Below are 14,753 nucleotides of genomic sequence, written 5' to 3' on the forward strand. Positions count from 1 at the left end.
CGGTCAGGCGCCCAGCGTCTCCGCCACGAAAGCCGACATGGCGTCTGCGCCGAAGTGGTCGTCAGCGGTGATCGTCACGACGGCATCGCCGCGGAAGATGAGCAGCTGCCCGTAGGCGCCGTGCAGTCGCCAGGCCGCGCCTGGGCCGTCCCATCCGGACAGCGCATAGCGCTCGTATCCCGGGTTCTGGCCCGCCGTCACCCAGTCGGAGTGCATCGCGTCGATGACTGCCGGGGAGACGAGACTCCGCCCCTCCCATTCCCCACGATCGCGGATCAGTCGGCCCAGGCGGGCCATCTCCTCGGTGCGCAACGCGATGCCGCCGCCGGCGACGATCCGGCCCTGCGGGCAGCGCTCCCACCCGATGTCGTCGAGGCCGAGAGGAGAGAGCAGCCGCGGACGCAGATAGTCGACGATGTCGCCCACCCGTGTTGCGAGGACCGCCATCGCCGCGTAGGTGCTGGCGTTCGAGTACTGGAAGACGGGTCCGCGCGATGGGCGCGAGAGGAACTCGTGTGCGAGGTCGGGCCAGTCGGTCATCATGGTCTCCGACCAAGCGAGGTCGATGCCGCTCGACATCGAGAGCAGGTGTCGGAGCGTGATCCGATCGACTCCGTCTCCGAGCGCGAGATCCGGGACGTACGCGGCGATCGGAGCGTCGAGTGACACGAGGCCCTCGTCGGCGGCGATTCCGGCCGTGAGGACGCACACGCCCTTCGCCACCGAATGGATGTCCTCGCGGACGTCGGCTGTCCACCGGTGCTCTGCGGCATCGGCCCCGACCAGCACATGAAGCCCATGGGCGCCGAACCCCGAGACGTTCACGTGGTCCACCAGGCGGTCGCGGATCGTCTCGGCTCTGGTCACTCCTTCAGGTTAGCCGCTGCCCTGTGGCGCGGCCGACGGGATCCGGTGGGGTCGCTGCGGTGGCCTTCGCGTCGGGCCAGCTCAGGGTCTCGGAAGAGCCATCGCGGGCGGGGCTCGACCAGGGGGCGGAAGAGCCAGCGCACGGGCTTCGTCGCGAGTGCGAGGGCCAGCACCACGGACAACAGGGTCACGAGCGGCAGCCACAGCCATGTCGGATCGAGATCGCGCAGCACGCCGGACTCGCGGAACGGGTAGAGCACGAACGAGTGCAGCAGGAACACGTACATCGTGTACTGGCCGAATCTCGTCCACCAGTAGGTGCCGCGGGGGATCAGAGCGAAGAACGCGGCGCTCAGGAGCACTGCCAGCAGCATCAGAGCGATGCGCACGCCACCCGCCCACCACTGCTCTCCGCCGAGGTCCGCGTACGCATCCTCGTAGAACAGCCAGTGGCGCAGGTCGATCTCCTTCCAGACGTCGATCCACTGCCAGGCGGCGAAGCCGGCCATGCCGAGCACGGCTGCGCTGGCTGCGCGGATCCACCAGGGGCGGACTTCGAGGAGGCTGAAGCGGGCGACCACATCGCGCTCGCGCAGCCACCATCCGAGCGCGAAGAACGGCAGCAGGCCGAGAGTGCGCGACAGTGAGAACGTGCTGTCGACGTTGGGCAGATAGCCGACCCCGACCGAGATGATCACCGTCCACAGCAACGGCCATCGGAGCAGCGCGAGGTAGGGGAGCACGAGACGGAAGATGCCGAGTGCGAGCAGGAACCACAGTGTCCACGACGGCTTGGTGAAGTTCGGGTCGGCCTGTCCTTCGACCAGCCACTTCGTCAGAGTCCACAGGAATTCGAAGATGACATAGGGCAGCAGGATGTCGGTGATCACGCGCGCCATCTGAACTCGCGTGGGGGACCCGGACTTCGAGAAGTAGCCGGAGATGATCGCGAAGGCCGGCATGTGGAAGGCGTAGAGAGCGAGGTACGAAGCGAGTGCGATGTCGGAGTCGTAGGTGAGGCGTTGGATCGCGTGCCCGAGAACCACCAGGACGATGCAGGCGTAGCGGGCGTTGTCCCAGAACGGGACGCGCTTGCGGGGCTTCTGCACGGATCCGGTGGCGGGGTTCGTCGTGTCGGCTCCGGCACTGTTCATCCTCTGAGGCTACTCGGGGAATAAAGTTGCTCGCATCGCGTTGACTCAGATACATTCAAATGAATAGAACCGGATGCAGGGCACCCGATTCGGAGAAGACGGAGCAATCATGAGTGAGCAGGCAGGCGTCCCGGTGCAGTTCGGAATCATGTCGGTCAGCGACATCACCCGCGACCCGACCACCGGCGAGACGCCGAGTGAGCAGGAGCGGATCAAGGCGACCCTTGCGATCGCCAAGCACAGTGAAGAAGTCGGCCTCGACGTCTTCGCGATCGGCGAGCATCACAACCCTCCCTTCTGGTCGTCGAGCCCCACGACATTCCTCGCGGCACTCGCAGCGCAGACGGAGCGTCTGATCGTCTCGACGTCGACCACTCTCATCACGACCAACGACCCGGTGCGCATCGCCGAGGAGTACGCGATGCTGCAGCACGTCTCCGACGGGCGTATGGATCTCATGCTCGGCCGCGGCAACACCGGGCCGGTCTATCCGTGGTTCGGCCAGGACATCAGGCAGGGCCTCCCGCTCGCGATCGAGAACTACGCGCTGCTGCACAAGCTGTGGCGGGAGGACGTCGTGAACTGGGAAGGCAAGTTCCGCACCCCGCTTCAGGGCTTCACCTCGACCCCGCGTCCGCTCGACGGAGTCGCGCCGTTCGTCTGGCACGGATCGATCCGCACCCCGGAGATCGCGGAGCAGGCGGCCTACTACGGTGACGGCTTCTTCGCGAACAACATCTTCTGGCCGAAGGAGCACTATCAGCGTCTGATCGAGCTGTACCGTCAGCGCTACGCGCACTACGGTCACGGCACCCCCGAGCAGGCGATCGTGGGCCTCGGCGGGCAGGTCTTCATGGCTGCGAAGTCGCAGGACGCGGTGAACCAGTTCCGCCCCTACTTCGACAACGCCCCCGTGTACGGTCACGGACCGAGCATGGAGGACTTCACCGAGATGACCCCGTTGACGGTGGGCTCGCCTCAGCAGGTCATCGACCGCTACGCCGCGATGCGCGAGCACTACGGCGACTATCAGCGCCAGCTGTTCCTCATCGACCACGCGGGCCTGCCTCTGAAGACGGTGCTCGAGCAGCTCGACATCCTGGGCTCCGAGGTCGTGCCGGTGCTCCGCAAGGAGCTCGCGAAGGACCGCCCCGCATCGGTCCCCGATGCTCCGACACACGCTGCGCGGGTGAAGGCGGAGTTCGGCGACGGGCCGACGCGTCAGGCGCGCCCCGGTGCGAACCGTGGCGACAACCTGACGGGCGATTCGCCCTATCAGGACTCTCCCGCCCCCGCGGGCGCAGCGTTCGGACTCAGCCGGAAGGAGGCTTGAGATGACCACTCGTCGTATCGCAGTCGTGTCTGCCGGGCTCTCGAACCCGTCGTCCACGCGGATGCTCGCGGATCGCCTCGCGGCGGAGACCGTGAAGGCCCTCGCGGGCCACGACATCGAGGCGAGCGTCGACGTGATCGAGCTGCGCGACTACGCCCACGACATCACGAACAACCTGCTCACCGGATTCGCGCCGCCCGCGCTCGAGACCGCGATCAACACCGTGGTGTCGGCGGACGCGCTCATCGCCGTCACGCCGATCTTCTCGACGAGCTACAACGGGCTCTTCAAATCGTTCATCGACGTGCTCGATCCGGACGCCCTCACCGGGAAGCCGGTGCTGATCGGAGCGAACGCCGGCACGGCTCGGCACTCGCTCGCGATCGATTACGCGATCCGACCGCTCTTCGCCTACCTGCATGCCGACGCGGTCTCGACCGGCGTCTTCGCCGCATCCAGCGACTGGGGCGGGGCCGGTGACGACGTCGCTCCGCTCGCGAAGCGCGTCGAGAAGGGCGCGCGCGAGCTCGCCGAGGCGATCGCGAAGCGCGAGGTGGCTGCGGCAGCCGACCCGTACGACCCGGCGACCTATCTCGGGGAGGGCCGTTCGTTCGGCCACATGCTCGGCGGTCTCGCCGGCGAGTAGACCGCGACACCCGGATCATGGGTCACCCGATGGGCCATGACGCCATCGACAATGTCCGTGGGGCATCGTACGGTGACGTCATGGCCCACCTGTCTGTGCTGGACGCTGCGCGACGCGCGCTGCGCGGAACCCTTCTTCTCCCCGGTGACGAGGCTTTCGATCGCGCCCGTCGACCGTGGAACCTCGCGATCGAACAGCATCCGGTCGGTGTCGCCGTTCCCGCCGGTCTCGACGATCTGCGCACGCTCGTCGGCGCAGCGCGCGATGCGGGTGTCACGATCGCCGTGCAACCCTCAGGGCACGGTGCCTCCGGCGATCTCTCCGGCGCCGTGATCCTGCGGATGACGGCATTCGACGAACTCGAGGTCTACCTCGAATCCGGAACAGTGCGCGTCGGCAGCGGGGTCCGCTGGGGAGCCGTGGTCGAGGCGCTCGAGGGCACCGGCTGGGTCGCCCCGGCGGGAACGAGCCCGGTCGTCAGCGTCGCGGGCTACACCCTCGGCGGCGGCCACTCGTGGTTCAGCCGCACGGCCGGGCTGGGGTCCGACAATCTCCGCGCTGTGTGGATGCTGCGCAGCGACGGCGCGCATGAGCGCGTCGACGACCACAGCGACCCCGAGCTCATGTGGGCGCTGCGGGGCGCGGGTGGGGTCATCGGCATCGTCACCGCGCTCGAGATCGACCTGGTGCCTGCACCCGCCGTGTGGGGGGCTGAGCTCACATTCGACGCCTCGGATGCTGGCGCGGTGGTGCGGGCCGTCCGAGACCTCGCCGCCGACGCGCCGTCTTCACTGAACGTGTTCATGAACTCGATGCGGATGCCCGATGTCCCGCAGCTGCCAGAGGAGATCCGCGGACGCAGCTTCATCACCGTGCAGGCGCTGTCGACGAACGGCGCTTTCGATGATCTGCTCGAGGGGGTGAGTCGAGCCGGCACGGTGCGCCGCTCGGTCTCCGGGGCCACATCACCGAGAACCATCGCCGCGTCGAGCGGGGAGCCCACCGATCCGACGCCCGGGCGAGGCGTGTCGGCAGCCCTCTCATCGCTCGACGACGAGACGATCGATGAGTTGATGCGTTTCCGCGAGCAGCCGGACCAGTGGCCGATCATGGGCATCGACATCCGCATGCTCGGCGGAGCGCTGGAGAATCCGAGACGTGCGGGTCTCGCGACTCTGCAGGGGGTCGATTGGCTGATGCACGCTCTGGTTCCTGTGTTCCCGGGAGCCCCGAGCGAGCCGGGAGACGCGAGCATGGCGGGGTTCAGTGACGTGCTGGCACGGGCGACGGCGCCGCACACGATACCCACCTTCCTGGGCCCGGGGCAGACCCTGGAGCGCTGCGCCGAGGCGGCATCGATCGACCGCCTCCGTCGCGCTCGCGCGCTCGCCGACCCCGAGGCCCTGCTGCACGAGGGGCGCCTTTCGCGCTGACTCGCGGCGAGCGGCAGGCCGGCAGGCCGTGGAGAGCGCTGAGAGCCGCGAACGGCAGCCGACGATCCGGCACTCAGACGGATCCGTCGGTGCGACGGTTCCACTCGTACTCGGTCTCGGGACGTCCGCGAGCGCCGTAGCGGGCGCTGCGGAGGACGATTCCCGATGCAGCGAGATGCTCGAGATACCGGCGTACGGAGACCCTCGACATCCCGAGTCTCTGAGCTGCCTCACTCGCCGAGAGGGCGCCGGCCGTGCGGAGCTCGGCGGTGACCTTCTGCAGAGTCGCCCCTGAGAGCCCCTTCGGAACCGGTATCGCTTTCGTCGTACGACCGAGCAGCGCGTCGATCTCCGCCTGGGTCGCCTCGCCATCCGTGGATCGTGCCTTCTCGCGGTGCGCTCGGTATGCCGTGAGACGCTCGTCGAACACCGCGAAGGAGAACGGCTTGACAAGATACTGATACACGCCGAGAGCGACCATCTGCCGCACGGTATCCGCGTCGCGGACGCCGGTGATCGCGATCACATCGACCGACGCCGCACGGGCACGGAGTGCGCGCAGCACGTCGATGCCCGAGCCGTCAGGCATCGTGATGTCGAGAAGGATGAGATCGAAGGCCTCTCCACGCGGCTGCTCGAGCACGGCGCTCACCGCGGCACGTGCTCGGGTGCTCTCGCCGGCGACGACGAAGCCATCGATCCTCTCGAGGTACGAGCGGTGGAGCTCCAGCGTGAGAGCGTCATCGTCGACGATCAGTGTGCGGATCACGGTGCGCGCCTCTTTCGCGTCGGTGGCAGAGCAACTCGGAATGTCGTCGGGTCGGCCTCGATGTCCACGGTCCCGCCGACGCCGAGGACCACGGATCGCACGAGTGCGAGTCCGACCCCGCGCCCCTGTGAGCCCGCCGGTTTCGTCGAGAACCCTTGCAGGAAGATCTTCGTCCGCAGCTCGGAAGCGATCCCCGGCCCGCTGTCCGCGACAGCGAGCACGATGCCGCCGTCGATCGACGGCTCGAGCGTCACCTGAACCCATCGTTCGGTTCCTGCGGACGCGGCATCCATGGCGTTGTCGATCAGGTTGCCGAGAACGGCCACACTGTCGACCGGCGAGAGGGGCGATCGCGGAGTGTCGGGATCGATCTGCAACCGCCAGTCGATCCCACGCTCCTTCGCCTGCGAGGCCTTGCCGAGCAGAAGGGCGCCCACCGTGGAGTCGCCGGCTTGTCGCGCAGTGACCTGATCGATGAGCGATTGGCTCTGACGTGAGGTCTCGGTCAGTATCTCGATCGCCTCGTCCGCACGCCCCAGCTCCAGCAGAGCGACAGCAGTGTGCATGCGGTTGCCGTGCTCGTGCGTCTGCGCCCGCAGGGCATCGCCCAGCGTGCGCAGTGACTCATAGGACGACACGGCGTCGCGCACCTGCCCCGGCGGGAGATCGCCCGCGATGCGCCGCGTGAAGCGGCGAGCGGCCCAGGCTCCGAGAAGACCGAGGGCGACCAGGCCCGCGGTGATACCGAGCGACAGAGGGAGCCTGCGGATCAGGGTGTCGGAGATCGATTCCGTCGTCACGCCGGCTGACACCCAGCCGACCAGGTCGCCATCGGCCGCGGTGACCGGAACGATCGTCCGCACCGAAGGACCGAGAGTGCCGGTGAAGACCTCAGTGAAGGTTCGGGGGCTGTCGGGGATCGTGCCGAGGTACCTCTCACCGATCTGCTCCGTGTCGGGGTGAGTGACCCGGGTGCCCTGCGGCGTCATGATCGTCACGAAGTCGAGATCCGCGCCGACGATCACGTCGAGTGCATAGGGCTCGAGAGCGCGAGTGGCCGCGTCGACGTCGCCGGCGTCCAACGATTCGGTCACCAGCGGTGACACGGCGAGTGTCACGGCTGCCGCCGCCGTGACCCGCTCAGCCTCGGTGTGCGTGGTGCGCTGCGCATCGGTGACGAGGAAGACGGCGACCAGGCCGCCGACGACGAGCGCCGCGATCAGGAGCACGACGAACACACGTGAGGCGACGCTGCGGGCGGGTCTCATCACGTCCTTCCGATCATCGGTGATCGCGGAGCCGGCATATCAGTGGTGACCAATACGACCACAAATGGCGTTGCCGTGTGAAGTCCGCGACGGTGAGCTTACCGAAGGCGACGGCGCCCGAGGGCATGCGACGAAGACGTTCATGATCAAGGAGGAAAACATGGCCATCACGACAGGGTTCTCACTTCCCGGATTCCACTGGCGGCGGGGCAAGCAGGCGTGGGACAGGCACACGTGGCTGTATGTCTCGGTGATCATCGCCGTCGTGCTCGGCGCGGCGGTCGGCCTCATCTGGCCTGAGGTCGGAAAGAGCCTCGAGCCGATCGGCACAGGCTTCGTCGCCCTGATCAAGATGATGATCGCGCCGATCATCTTCTGCACGATCGTGGTGGGCGTCGGGTCGATCGCCAAGGCTGCGACGGTCGGCAAGATCGGCGGCCTCGCATTGCTCTACTTCATGGTCATGTCCACGTTCGCGCTGGCGATCGGTCTGGTCGTCGGCAACATCATCCACCCGGGCGCCGGCCTCGACATGGCCAACTCGACCTACGACGCGACGAAGACCGAGGCGAAGACCACGACGGAGTTCATCCTCGGGATCATCCCGACGACCTTCTTCTCGGCCTTCACCGGCGAGAGCGTGCTGCAGGTGCTGTTCATCGCGCTGCTGGTCGGCTTCGCGCTCCAGGGGCTGGGCGACAAGGGCGCTCCGATCATGGACGCGGTGAAGAACCTGCAGAAGCTGGTGTTCCGCATCCTCGGCATGATCCTGTGGCTGGCACCTCTCGGCGCCTTCGGGGCGATCGCCGCCGTCGTCGGGAAGACGGGCATCGCCGCCATCTGGAGTCTCGGCGTACTGATGATCGCGTTCTACATCACCTGCTTCCTGTTCATCGTGGTCGTGCTGGGGACGCTGCTCTTCGCGGTGACCCGGGTGAACATCTTCAGCCTCGTGAAGTACCTCGCCCGCGAGTACCTGCTGATCGTCGGCACTTCGTCGTCGGAGTCGGCCCTTCCGCGGCTCATCGCGAAGATGGAGCACATCGGCGTCTCGAAGCCGGTCGTCGGGATCACCGTGCCCACGGGATACTCGTTCAACCTCGATGGCACGGCGATCTACCTGACGATGGCCTCTCTCTTCATCGCGACCGGCATGGGTCAGCCGATGACGATCGGCGAGCAGATCGGCTTGCTCGTGTTCATGATCATCGCGAGCAAGGGGGCAGCCGGTGTCACCGGCGCCGGACTCGCCACGCTCGCCGGTGGCCTGCAGGCGTACCGTCCCGACCTGGTGGACGGGGTCGGCGTGATCGTGGGCATCGACCGTTTCATGTCGGAGGGGCGCGCGTTGACCAACTTCACCGGCAACGCGGTCGCGACCCTGCTCATCGGCACCTGGACGCACCAGATCGATCGCGCGCGGGTGCAGCAGGTGCTGAGCGGTGCGCTGCCGTTCGAAGAGTCGTCGCTCGATGGCGTCGACGACCACGGGATGGCAGACGAGAGCAACGCCGCCGACATCCAGGGACTCAAGGAGTCCGCCCTCGACGAGATGGCCGCGAAGGAGGAGAGGGCGCGAGCGCGAGCAGCGCAGAACTGAGCAGGAGACGGAGAAGAGGGATGCGGGAGCCGACGACGGTCGGCTCCCGCATCCGTGTGGTCAACCGCTCTTGCGTCGGAACTCGCGCCGCGTCTGCGGGGCGGGCGCGCCGTGGACGGCGGAGTCGCCATCCAGGTGGGCTTCGCCCTGCCGGTGGTGCGCGTTCTTCTTCTCGAGCGCTTCCTTGAACTTGCGCTTCATCTCCTCGCTGGAGGAGGCGCCTTCTTCGGTGCTCATGCTCGCCAGCCTAGGGCACGCTCCTGACCGGTGGGTGGATCACTTCCGGGCCCGGCGCGACACGACGTCGATCACAGCGCCGAGACCGACCGCGATGGCCACGGATACCGCGACCGCGACCACAGGGCCACCTGGCACCAGCGCGCCGACGACGGCACCGACGGACGCCTGGTAGACGGCCCACCCGAGGGCCGCCACTGAGACGAGCAGCAGATATCGGCCGGGGTGGATGCGCGAGGCGCCGGCGACGAGATTGATCGCCAGACGGGCGAACGGCACGAAGCGTGCGGTGAAGAGCACTGTGGCGGTCCCGCCGTCGAGGCGACGTCGCGCCCAGGCGAGGGCCTGGCGCACACGTGGCGCGCGCATCCATCTCCAGCGTTCGGTGCCGACGGTGCGGCCGATCAGGTAACACGCTGTGTCGCCGGCGGCGGCCGCCACTGCAGCGCACACGATCACCGCCCAGAGCGGGGGAGTGCCGGTGGTCGAGGCGACGGCACCGAGCGCGGTCACCGCGATCTCCCCCGGGATGACCACGAAGAATGCGTCGCCGAGGACGAGGAGGCTCATGATCACGAGGGCCCAGGGGCCGCTGAGCAGGTCGGTCGGCACACCTCCACAGTGCTCGGCGCAGGTGAACGGGAACCAACGTCCGGATAGCCGGTGACCAGCGCTCCAGCATCCGGTGAACTTCTGGTGCCAGGGGTCGTTTCCTGCATGCCGCGTGCGCCGGTGGCAGCATTCTGAGGATGTGAGAGTCGCGATCGTGACAGAGTCCTTCCTTCCGCACATGAACGGTGTCACCGGGTCAGTACTTCAGATCCTCAGCCACCTCGAACGCGCAGGCCACGACGCGCACGTGGTCGCCCCCGACGCGGTCGGCATGCCCGCCGAGCTCCACGGAGCGGCCGTCGAACCCATGCCCAGCCTCCCGCTCCCGGGCTATCGCAATGTACGGGTGGGGACCTCTCCGGCACGCCAGGTCGCGGCATCGCTGCGCCGCTTCGCTCCGGATGTCGTGCACCTGGCCTCGCCCTTCGCTCTCGGATGGCGAGGCGCGCTCGCCGCGGAGCAGCTCGGCGTGGCCTCGGTCGCCGCGTACCAGACCGATGTCGCGGCATACACGCAGAGGTACCGCATCCCCGTGGCGACGGGTGTCGCGCACGCGCACATCGCCCGGCTTCACCGCCGTGCGACCCTGACGCTCGCTCCATCGCCTGACTCGGCGCACCAGCTCGCCGCGCTGGGCGTCGATCGCGTCCGCCTGTGGGGCAGAGGGGTCGATTCCGAGAGATTCCAGTCGGGCCGCCGCAGCGCGTCGCTGCGTGCGGAGTGGGGGCCCGAGGTCGTGATCGGCTATGTGGGGCGGCTGGCCCCGGAGAAGCAGGTCGAGGATCTGGCGATCCTGCAGACGATCCCGGGGACGCGCCTCGTGATCGTGGGCGACGGACCGAGCAGGTCCCGGCTCGAAGCCCTGATGCCCGGCGCTCTGTTCCTCGGGCACCTCGAAGGCGACGTGCTCGCGGCGGCGATGGCATCGTTCGACGTGTTCGTGCACCCAGGGGAGAGCGAGACCTTCGGCCAGACCCTGCAGGAGGCCCACGCCAGCGGGGTGCCCGTCATCGCCACGGGTCGCGGCGGCCCCCTCGGCCTCGTGCGCATGGGGATCGACGGCTGGCTCTATCGGCCGGGGGATCTCGACGATCTGCGGATGCGCGTCGCCGACCTCACCGGGGACGCGCGCAAACGCCGGGCCTTCGGCGCCGCGGGACGCGAAGCGGTGCAGGGGCGCAGCTGGGCGAGCATCTGCGATCAGCTGCTGGGGCACTTCGACGAGGCACGCGAGCTCCGGGCAGTGGATGCCGGGCTGCGCGCGCGCCGCCTGTCGCGTCCCGAGCCCAGCATCCCGGTCGACTCCCGCCGTTGGCAGCGTTACGTTGCATTGGGGGACTCCCTCACCGAGGGGCTGTGTGACCCGGCACCGGACGGTGCCCTTCGCGGATGGGCCGACCGACTCGCGCTCCTGCTCGCCGCGCGGGGTGGGCTCCACTATGCGAACCTGGCCATCAGGTCGAAGCGGGTGCGCGATCTGTGCGTCACGCAGCTTCCTCGTGCTCTCGAACTCGAACCGGATCTCGTGTCGATCCTCATCGGCGCCAATGACCTCGTGAAACCGAACGCCGACGTCCCGGCGCTCGCCGCGGAGCTCGAGGGCGCGGTCATGCAGCTCCGGAGCATCGGAGCGGATGTCCTCCTCGTCACGCCCTTCCTTCCTCGTCGGCGCGCGGCCGCGCTGTTCACGCGGCGGTTCGCGGCGTTCGCCACGGCCCTCACGGGCATCGCGGCACGCACCGGCGCCATCCTGATCGACACGGACCTGCACCCGTCGCTTCCCGATCGCCCCAACTGGGGCGAGGACCTCGTGCACCTCAGCAGTCGTGGCCACAGATTCCTCGCGTACCGGGCGGGGGAGGTGCTCGCCGTGCCGCACGCTGACGCCCTCGGAGTCCTCGACGCGGCTCTGCATGAGAACGAGCCCATCGGGCCGGGGCTCTGGTGGCGCCGACACGCGCTGCCGTGGGTATGGCGACGGCTGCACGGACGCGCTGCGGGAGACGGACGCGTCGCGAAGCACGACGGGTACGTCTACCTGGGGCGATCGAGCGCCCCGCGCAATGTCGCCGTCAGCTGACTTCTGGAGTCTCGCCGCGTGCGTGCGTGCGGTCGTCAGAACCCTCGGGGAGCGCGCCGCCGCAGGCTGGTCCGATGAACCGGAGCTGCGATGCCGAGGAGTTTCGATGCCGCGCTGATAGGCTGGACGAGGTCGGCGTGTGCCGACCGGACAATTTCATATCGACTCATGGAGCGATCGGCGGAGAGCTGGTCCCCTGTGGTGGGTTCCTCGGCACGACGTCGGGTGGCTTTCTACTGGTGGCCAGCGCAGGTGAGATTCGCGGGAATGCCCGCGCGCCCATATCCGTCAGCATCCGCTCCTTCATGAATGCGCTCGCGCGTCATACGGACTCGCGAGTCTAAACAAAGAAGGAGAGACCTCTTGGAAGGTCCTGAAATCACCGCCACCGAGGCCGTTCTCGACAACGGCCGCTTCGGCACCCGCACCATCCGCTTCGAGACCGGCCGCCTCGCGCAGCAGGCTCAGGGCGCAGTCGCCGCGTACCTCGACGGCGAGACCATGCTCCTCTCGGCCACCAGCGCCGGCAAGCACCCTCGCGAGGGCTTCGACTTCTTCCCGCTGACGGTCGATGTCGAAGAGCGCTCGTACGCCGCAGGCAAGATCCCCGGCTCGTTCTTCCGTCGTGAGGGCCGCCCCTCGACCGAGGCGATCCTCGTCTGCCGTCTGATCGACCGTCCGCTGCGTCCGTCGTTCGTCGACGGTCTGCGCAACGAGGTCCAGGTCGTCATCACCGTGATGTCGATCGCTCCTGGCGAGTTCTACGACGCTCTGGCCATCAACGCCGCTTCCGCGTCGACGCAGATCTCCGGCCTGCCCTTCTCGGGTCCGGTCGCCGGTGTGCGCCTCGCGTTCGTCCCCGGCCACGGCGAGCACGCCGACCAGTGGGTCGCGTTCCCGACCGCCGAGCAGGTCAGCGAGGCCGTGTTCGACCTGATCGTCGCCGGTCGTGTCGTCACCAAGGCCGACGGCACCGAAGACGTCGCGATCATGATGGTCGAGGCTGAGGCGACCGAGGGCAGCTGGAACCTGATCAAGGCCGGAGCCACGAAGCCCGACGAGACCATCGTCGCGCAGGGACTCGAGGCCTCGAAGCCGTTCATCGCGCAGCTGGTCAAGGCTCAGGCAGAGCTGGCAGCCACCTCGTCGAAGGAGCCGGGCGTCTACCCGGTCTTCCCGGCGTACAGCCAGGAGGTCTACGATTTCGTCGCCGGCCGCTCGTACGACGACCTCGTCGGCGTCTACCAGATCGCCGACAAGGTCGAGCGTCAGACGTCCGACGACGCGATCAAGGATCGCGTCAGGGCCGAGCTCATCGAGGCGACCGAGGCGGGCAACCTCCCGGCCGCCGCTCCGCTCGAGTTCTCCGCGGCGTACAAGTCCGTCACTAAGAAGATCGTCCGTGGTCGCATCCTCACCGAGGGCGCTCGCATCGACGGTCGTGGACTCGCGGACATCCGTCCGCTCGACGCTGAGGTGCAGGTCATCCCGCGCGTGCATGGCTCTGCGATCTTCCAGCGCGGGGAGACCCAGATCCTGGGTGTCACCACACTGAACATGCTCAAGATGGAGCAGCAGATCGACTCGCTGTCTCCCGTCACGAGCAAGCGCTACATGCACCACTACAACTTCCCGCCGTACTCGACCGGTGAGACCGGCCGCGTCGGTTCGCCGAAGCGTCGCGAGATCGGGCACGGCTTCCTCGCCGAGCGCGCCCTCGTGCCGGTGCTGCCGAGCCGCGAGGAGTTCCCCTACGCGATCCGTCAGGTGTCCGAGGCGCTGAGCTCCAACGGCTCAACGTCGATGGGTTCTGTCTGCGCGTCGACCCTGTCGCTGCTGAACGCGGGTGTGCCGCTGCGCGCAGCCGTCGCCGGCATCGCCATGGGTCTCGTCTCCGATGAGGTCGACGGTGAGACCCGCTATGCGGCGCTGACCGACATCCTCGGCGCGGAAGACGCTCTGGGCGACATGGACTTCAAGGTCGCGGGTACCGGTGAGTTCATCACCGCCATCCAGCTCGACACGAAGCTCGACGGCATCCCGACCTCGGTCCTCGCCGGTGCGCTCACGCAGGCCCGCGACGCTCGTCTGACGATCCTCAACGTCCTGAACGCCGCGATCGACGCGCCCGACGAGATGGCGCCGACCGCGCCTCGCGTCATCAGCGTGCAGATCCCGGTCGACAAGATCGGCGAGCTGATCGGCCCGAAGGGCAAGACGATCAACGCCATCCAGGACGAGACCGGTGCTCAGATCTCCATCGAGGAGGACGGCACCGTCTACATCGGCGCGACCGATGGCCCGTCGGCCGAGGCCGCTCGTGCCCAGGTCAACGCGATCGCCAACCCGACCAACCCCGAGGTGGGCGAGCAGTTCCTCGGAACCGTCGTCAAGATCGCGACGTTCGGTGCGTTCGTCTCGCTGCTTCCTGGCAAGGACGGCCTGCTGCACGTCACCGAGGTGCGCAAGCTCGCCGGTGGCAAGCGTGTCGAGAACGTCGACGACGTGCTGTCGGTCGGTCAGAAGATCCTCGTGAAGATCACGAAGATCGATGACCGCGGCAAGCTGTCGCTCGAGCCCGTGCTCGACGACGCTCCCGCAGCTGACGCAGCTTCTGCTGAAGAGGCCGCCGCCGAGTAATCGACGCCGTCTCCACACGGAGCCCGGGTCGTCCTTCACGGACGGCTCGGGCTTCGTCGTATCCGATGTGACCAAACCGTTATCGGAAGTTCTCGCGCCGTTCCCCGGATTGGT

12 protein-coding genes are annotated in these 14,753 nt (G+C 67.8%); 6 read left to right on the forward strand and 6 right to left on the reverse strand.

Going from position 1 to position 14,753, the window contains the following annotated elements:
* Window positions 1–3: 3 nt before the first annotated feature.
* Complete coding sequence (locus ACZ0AA_RS02780) at window positions 4–867, reverse strand: serine hydrolase domain-containing protein (RefSeq protein ID WP_463512078.1); 864 nt, start codon at window positions 865–867, stop codon at window positions 4–6.
* Window positions 864–2,021 carry an acyltransferase family protein gene (locus tag ACZ0AA_RS02785; protein ID WP_463512079.1) on the reverse strand — a complete coding sequence of 386 codons (1,158 nt, stop codon included), beginning with the start codon at window positions 2,019–2,021 and terminating at the stop codon, window positions 864–866. The genes ACZ0AA_RS02780 and ACZ0AA_RS02785 overlap by 4 nt, the downstream gene beginning before the upstream one ends.
* 109 nt (window positions 2,022–2,130) lie before the next feature.
* Here ACZ0AA_RS02785 and ACZ0AA_RS02790 point away from each other — a divergent pair, with 109 nt between their 5' ends.
* The 3 genes from ACZ0AA_RS02790 to ACZ0AA_RS02800 all read left to right on the forward strand — a co-directional run bounded on the left by ACZ0AA_RS02790 (window position 2,131) and on the right by ACZ0AA_RS02800 (window position 5,433).
* On the forward strand, window positions 2,131–3,354 hold the full coding sequence (locus ACZ0AA_RS02790) for an LLM class flavin-dependent oxidoreductase (protein ID WP_463512080.1): 1,224 nt from the start codon (window positions 2,131–2,133) through the stop codon (window positions 3,352–3,354).
* A gap of 1 nt (window position 3,355) precedes the next feature.
* Entirely contained in the window at window positions 3,356–4,000 is a 645-nt protein-coding gene (locus ACZ0AA_RS02795; protein WP_400860813.1) for an FMN reductase, read from the forward strand.
* An 80-nt stretch (window positions 4,001–4,080) separates the two neighbouring features.
* Complete coding sequence (locus tag ACZ0AA_RS02800) at window positions 4,081–5,433, forward strand: FAD-binding oxidoreductase (protein ID WP_463512081.1); 1,353 nt, start codon at window positions 4,081–4,083, stop codon at window positions 5,431–5,433.
* A gap of 73 nt (window positions 5,434–5,506) precedes the next feature.
* On the opposite strand, the gene ACZ0AA_RS02805 is transcribed toward ACZ0AA_RS02800, so the two are convergent.
* A complete protein-coding gene (locus ACZ0AA_RS02805; RefSeq protein WP_463512082.1) occupies window positions 5,507–6,202 on the reverse strand; it encodes a response regulator in 696 nt (231 codons plus the stop codon).
* A complete protein-coding gene (locus ACZ0AA_RS02810) occupies window positions 6,199–7,470 on the reverse strand; it encodes an ATP-binding protein (RefSeq protein WP_463512083.1) in 1,272 nt (423 codons plus the stop codon). Before ACZ0AA_RS02810 ends, ACZ0AA_RS02805 begins: the two co-directional genes overlap by 4 nt.
* A gap of 160 nt (window positions 7,471–7,630) precedes the next feature.
* On the opposite strand from ACZ0AA_RS02810, the gene ACZ0AA_RS02815 reads away from it, so the two are divergent.
* Window positions 7,631–9,070, forward strand: coding sequence for a cation:dicarboxylate symporter family transporter (locus ACZ0AA_RS02815; protein WP_463512084.1), 1,440 nt, complete (start codon window positions 7,631–7,633; stop codon window positions 9,068–9,070).
* Between the two features lie 60 nt (window positions 9,071–9,130).
* Here ACZ0AA_RS02815 and ACZ0AA_RS02820 read toward each other — a convergent pair whose 3' ends face one another.
* On the reverse strand, window positions 9,131–9,307 hold the full coding sequence (locus ACZ0AA_RS02820; RefSeq protein ID WP_091232420.1) for a DUF5302 domain-containing protein: 177 nt from the start codon (window positions 9,305–9,307) through the stop codon (window positions 9,131–9,133).
* Window positions 9,308–9,346: 39 nt separating this feature from the next.
* Window positions 9,347–9,919, reverse strand: a complete 573-nt coding sequence (locus ACZ0AA_RS02825; RefSeq protein ID WP_400860808.1) for a DedA family protein — start codon at window positions 9,917–9,919, stop codon at window positions 9,347–9,349.
* A 154-nt stretch (window positions 9,920–10,073) separates the two neighbouring features.
* Between ACZ0AA_RS02825 and ACZ0AA_RS02830 the strand changes: the two genes are divergently transcribed.
* Both ACZ0AA_RS02830 and ACZ0AA_RS02835 read left to right on the forward strand, forming a co-directional pair.
* A complete protein-coding gene (locus tag ACZ0AA_RS02830; RefSeq protein WP_463512085.1) occupies window positions 10,074–11,999 on the forward strand; it encodes a GDSL-type esterase/lipase family protein in 1,926 nt (641 codons plus the stop codon).
* Between the two features lie 363 nt (window positions 12,000–12,362).
* Window positions 12,363–14,639 carry a polyribonucleotide nucleotidyltransferase gene (locus ACZ0AA_RS02835; protein ID WP_400860806.1) on the forward strand — a complete coding sequence of 759 codons (2,277 nt, stop codon included), beginning with the start codon at window positions 12,363–12,365 and terminating at the stop codon, window positions 14,637–14,639.
* The last annotated feature ends 114 nt before the right edge of the window (window positions 14,640–14,753 follow it).

The sequence above is a fragment of the Microbacterium sp. AC035 genome (assembly GCF_979258485.1).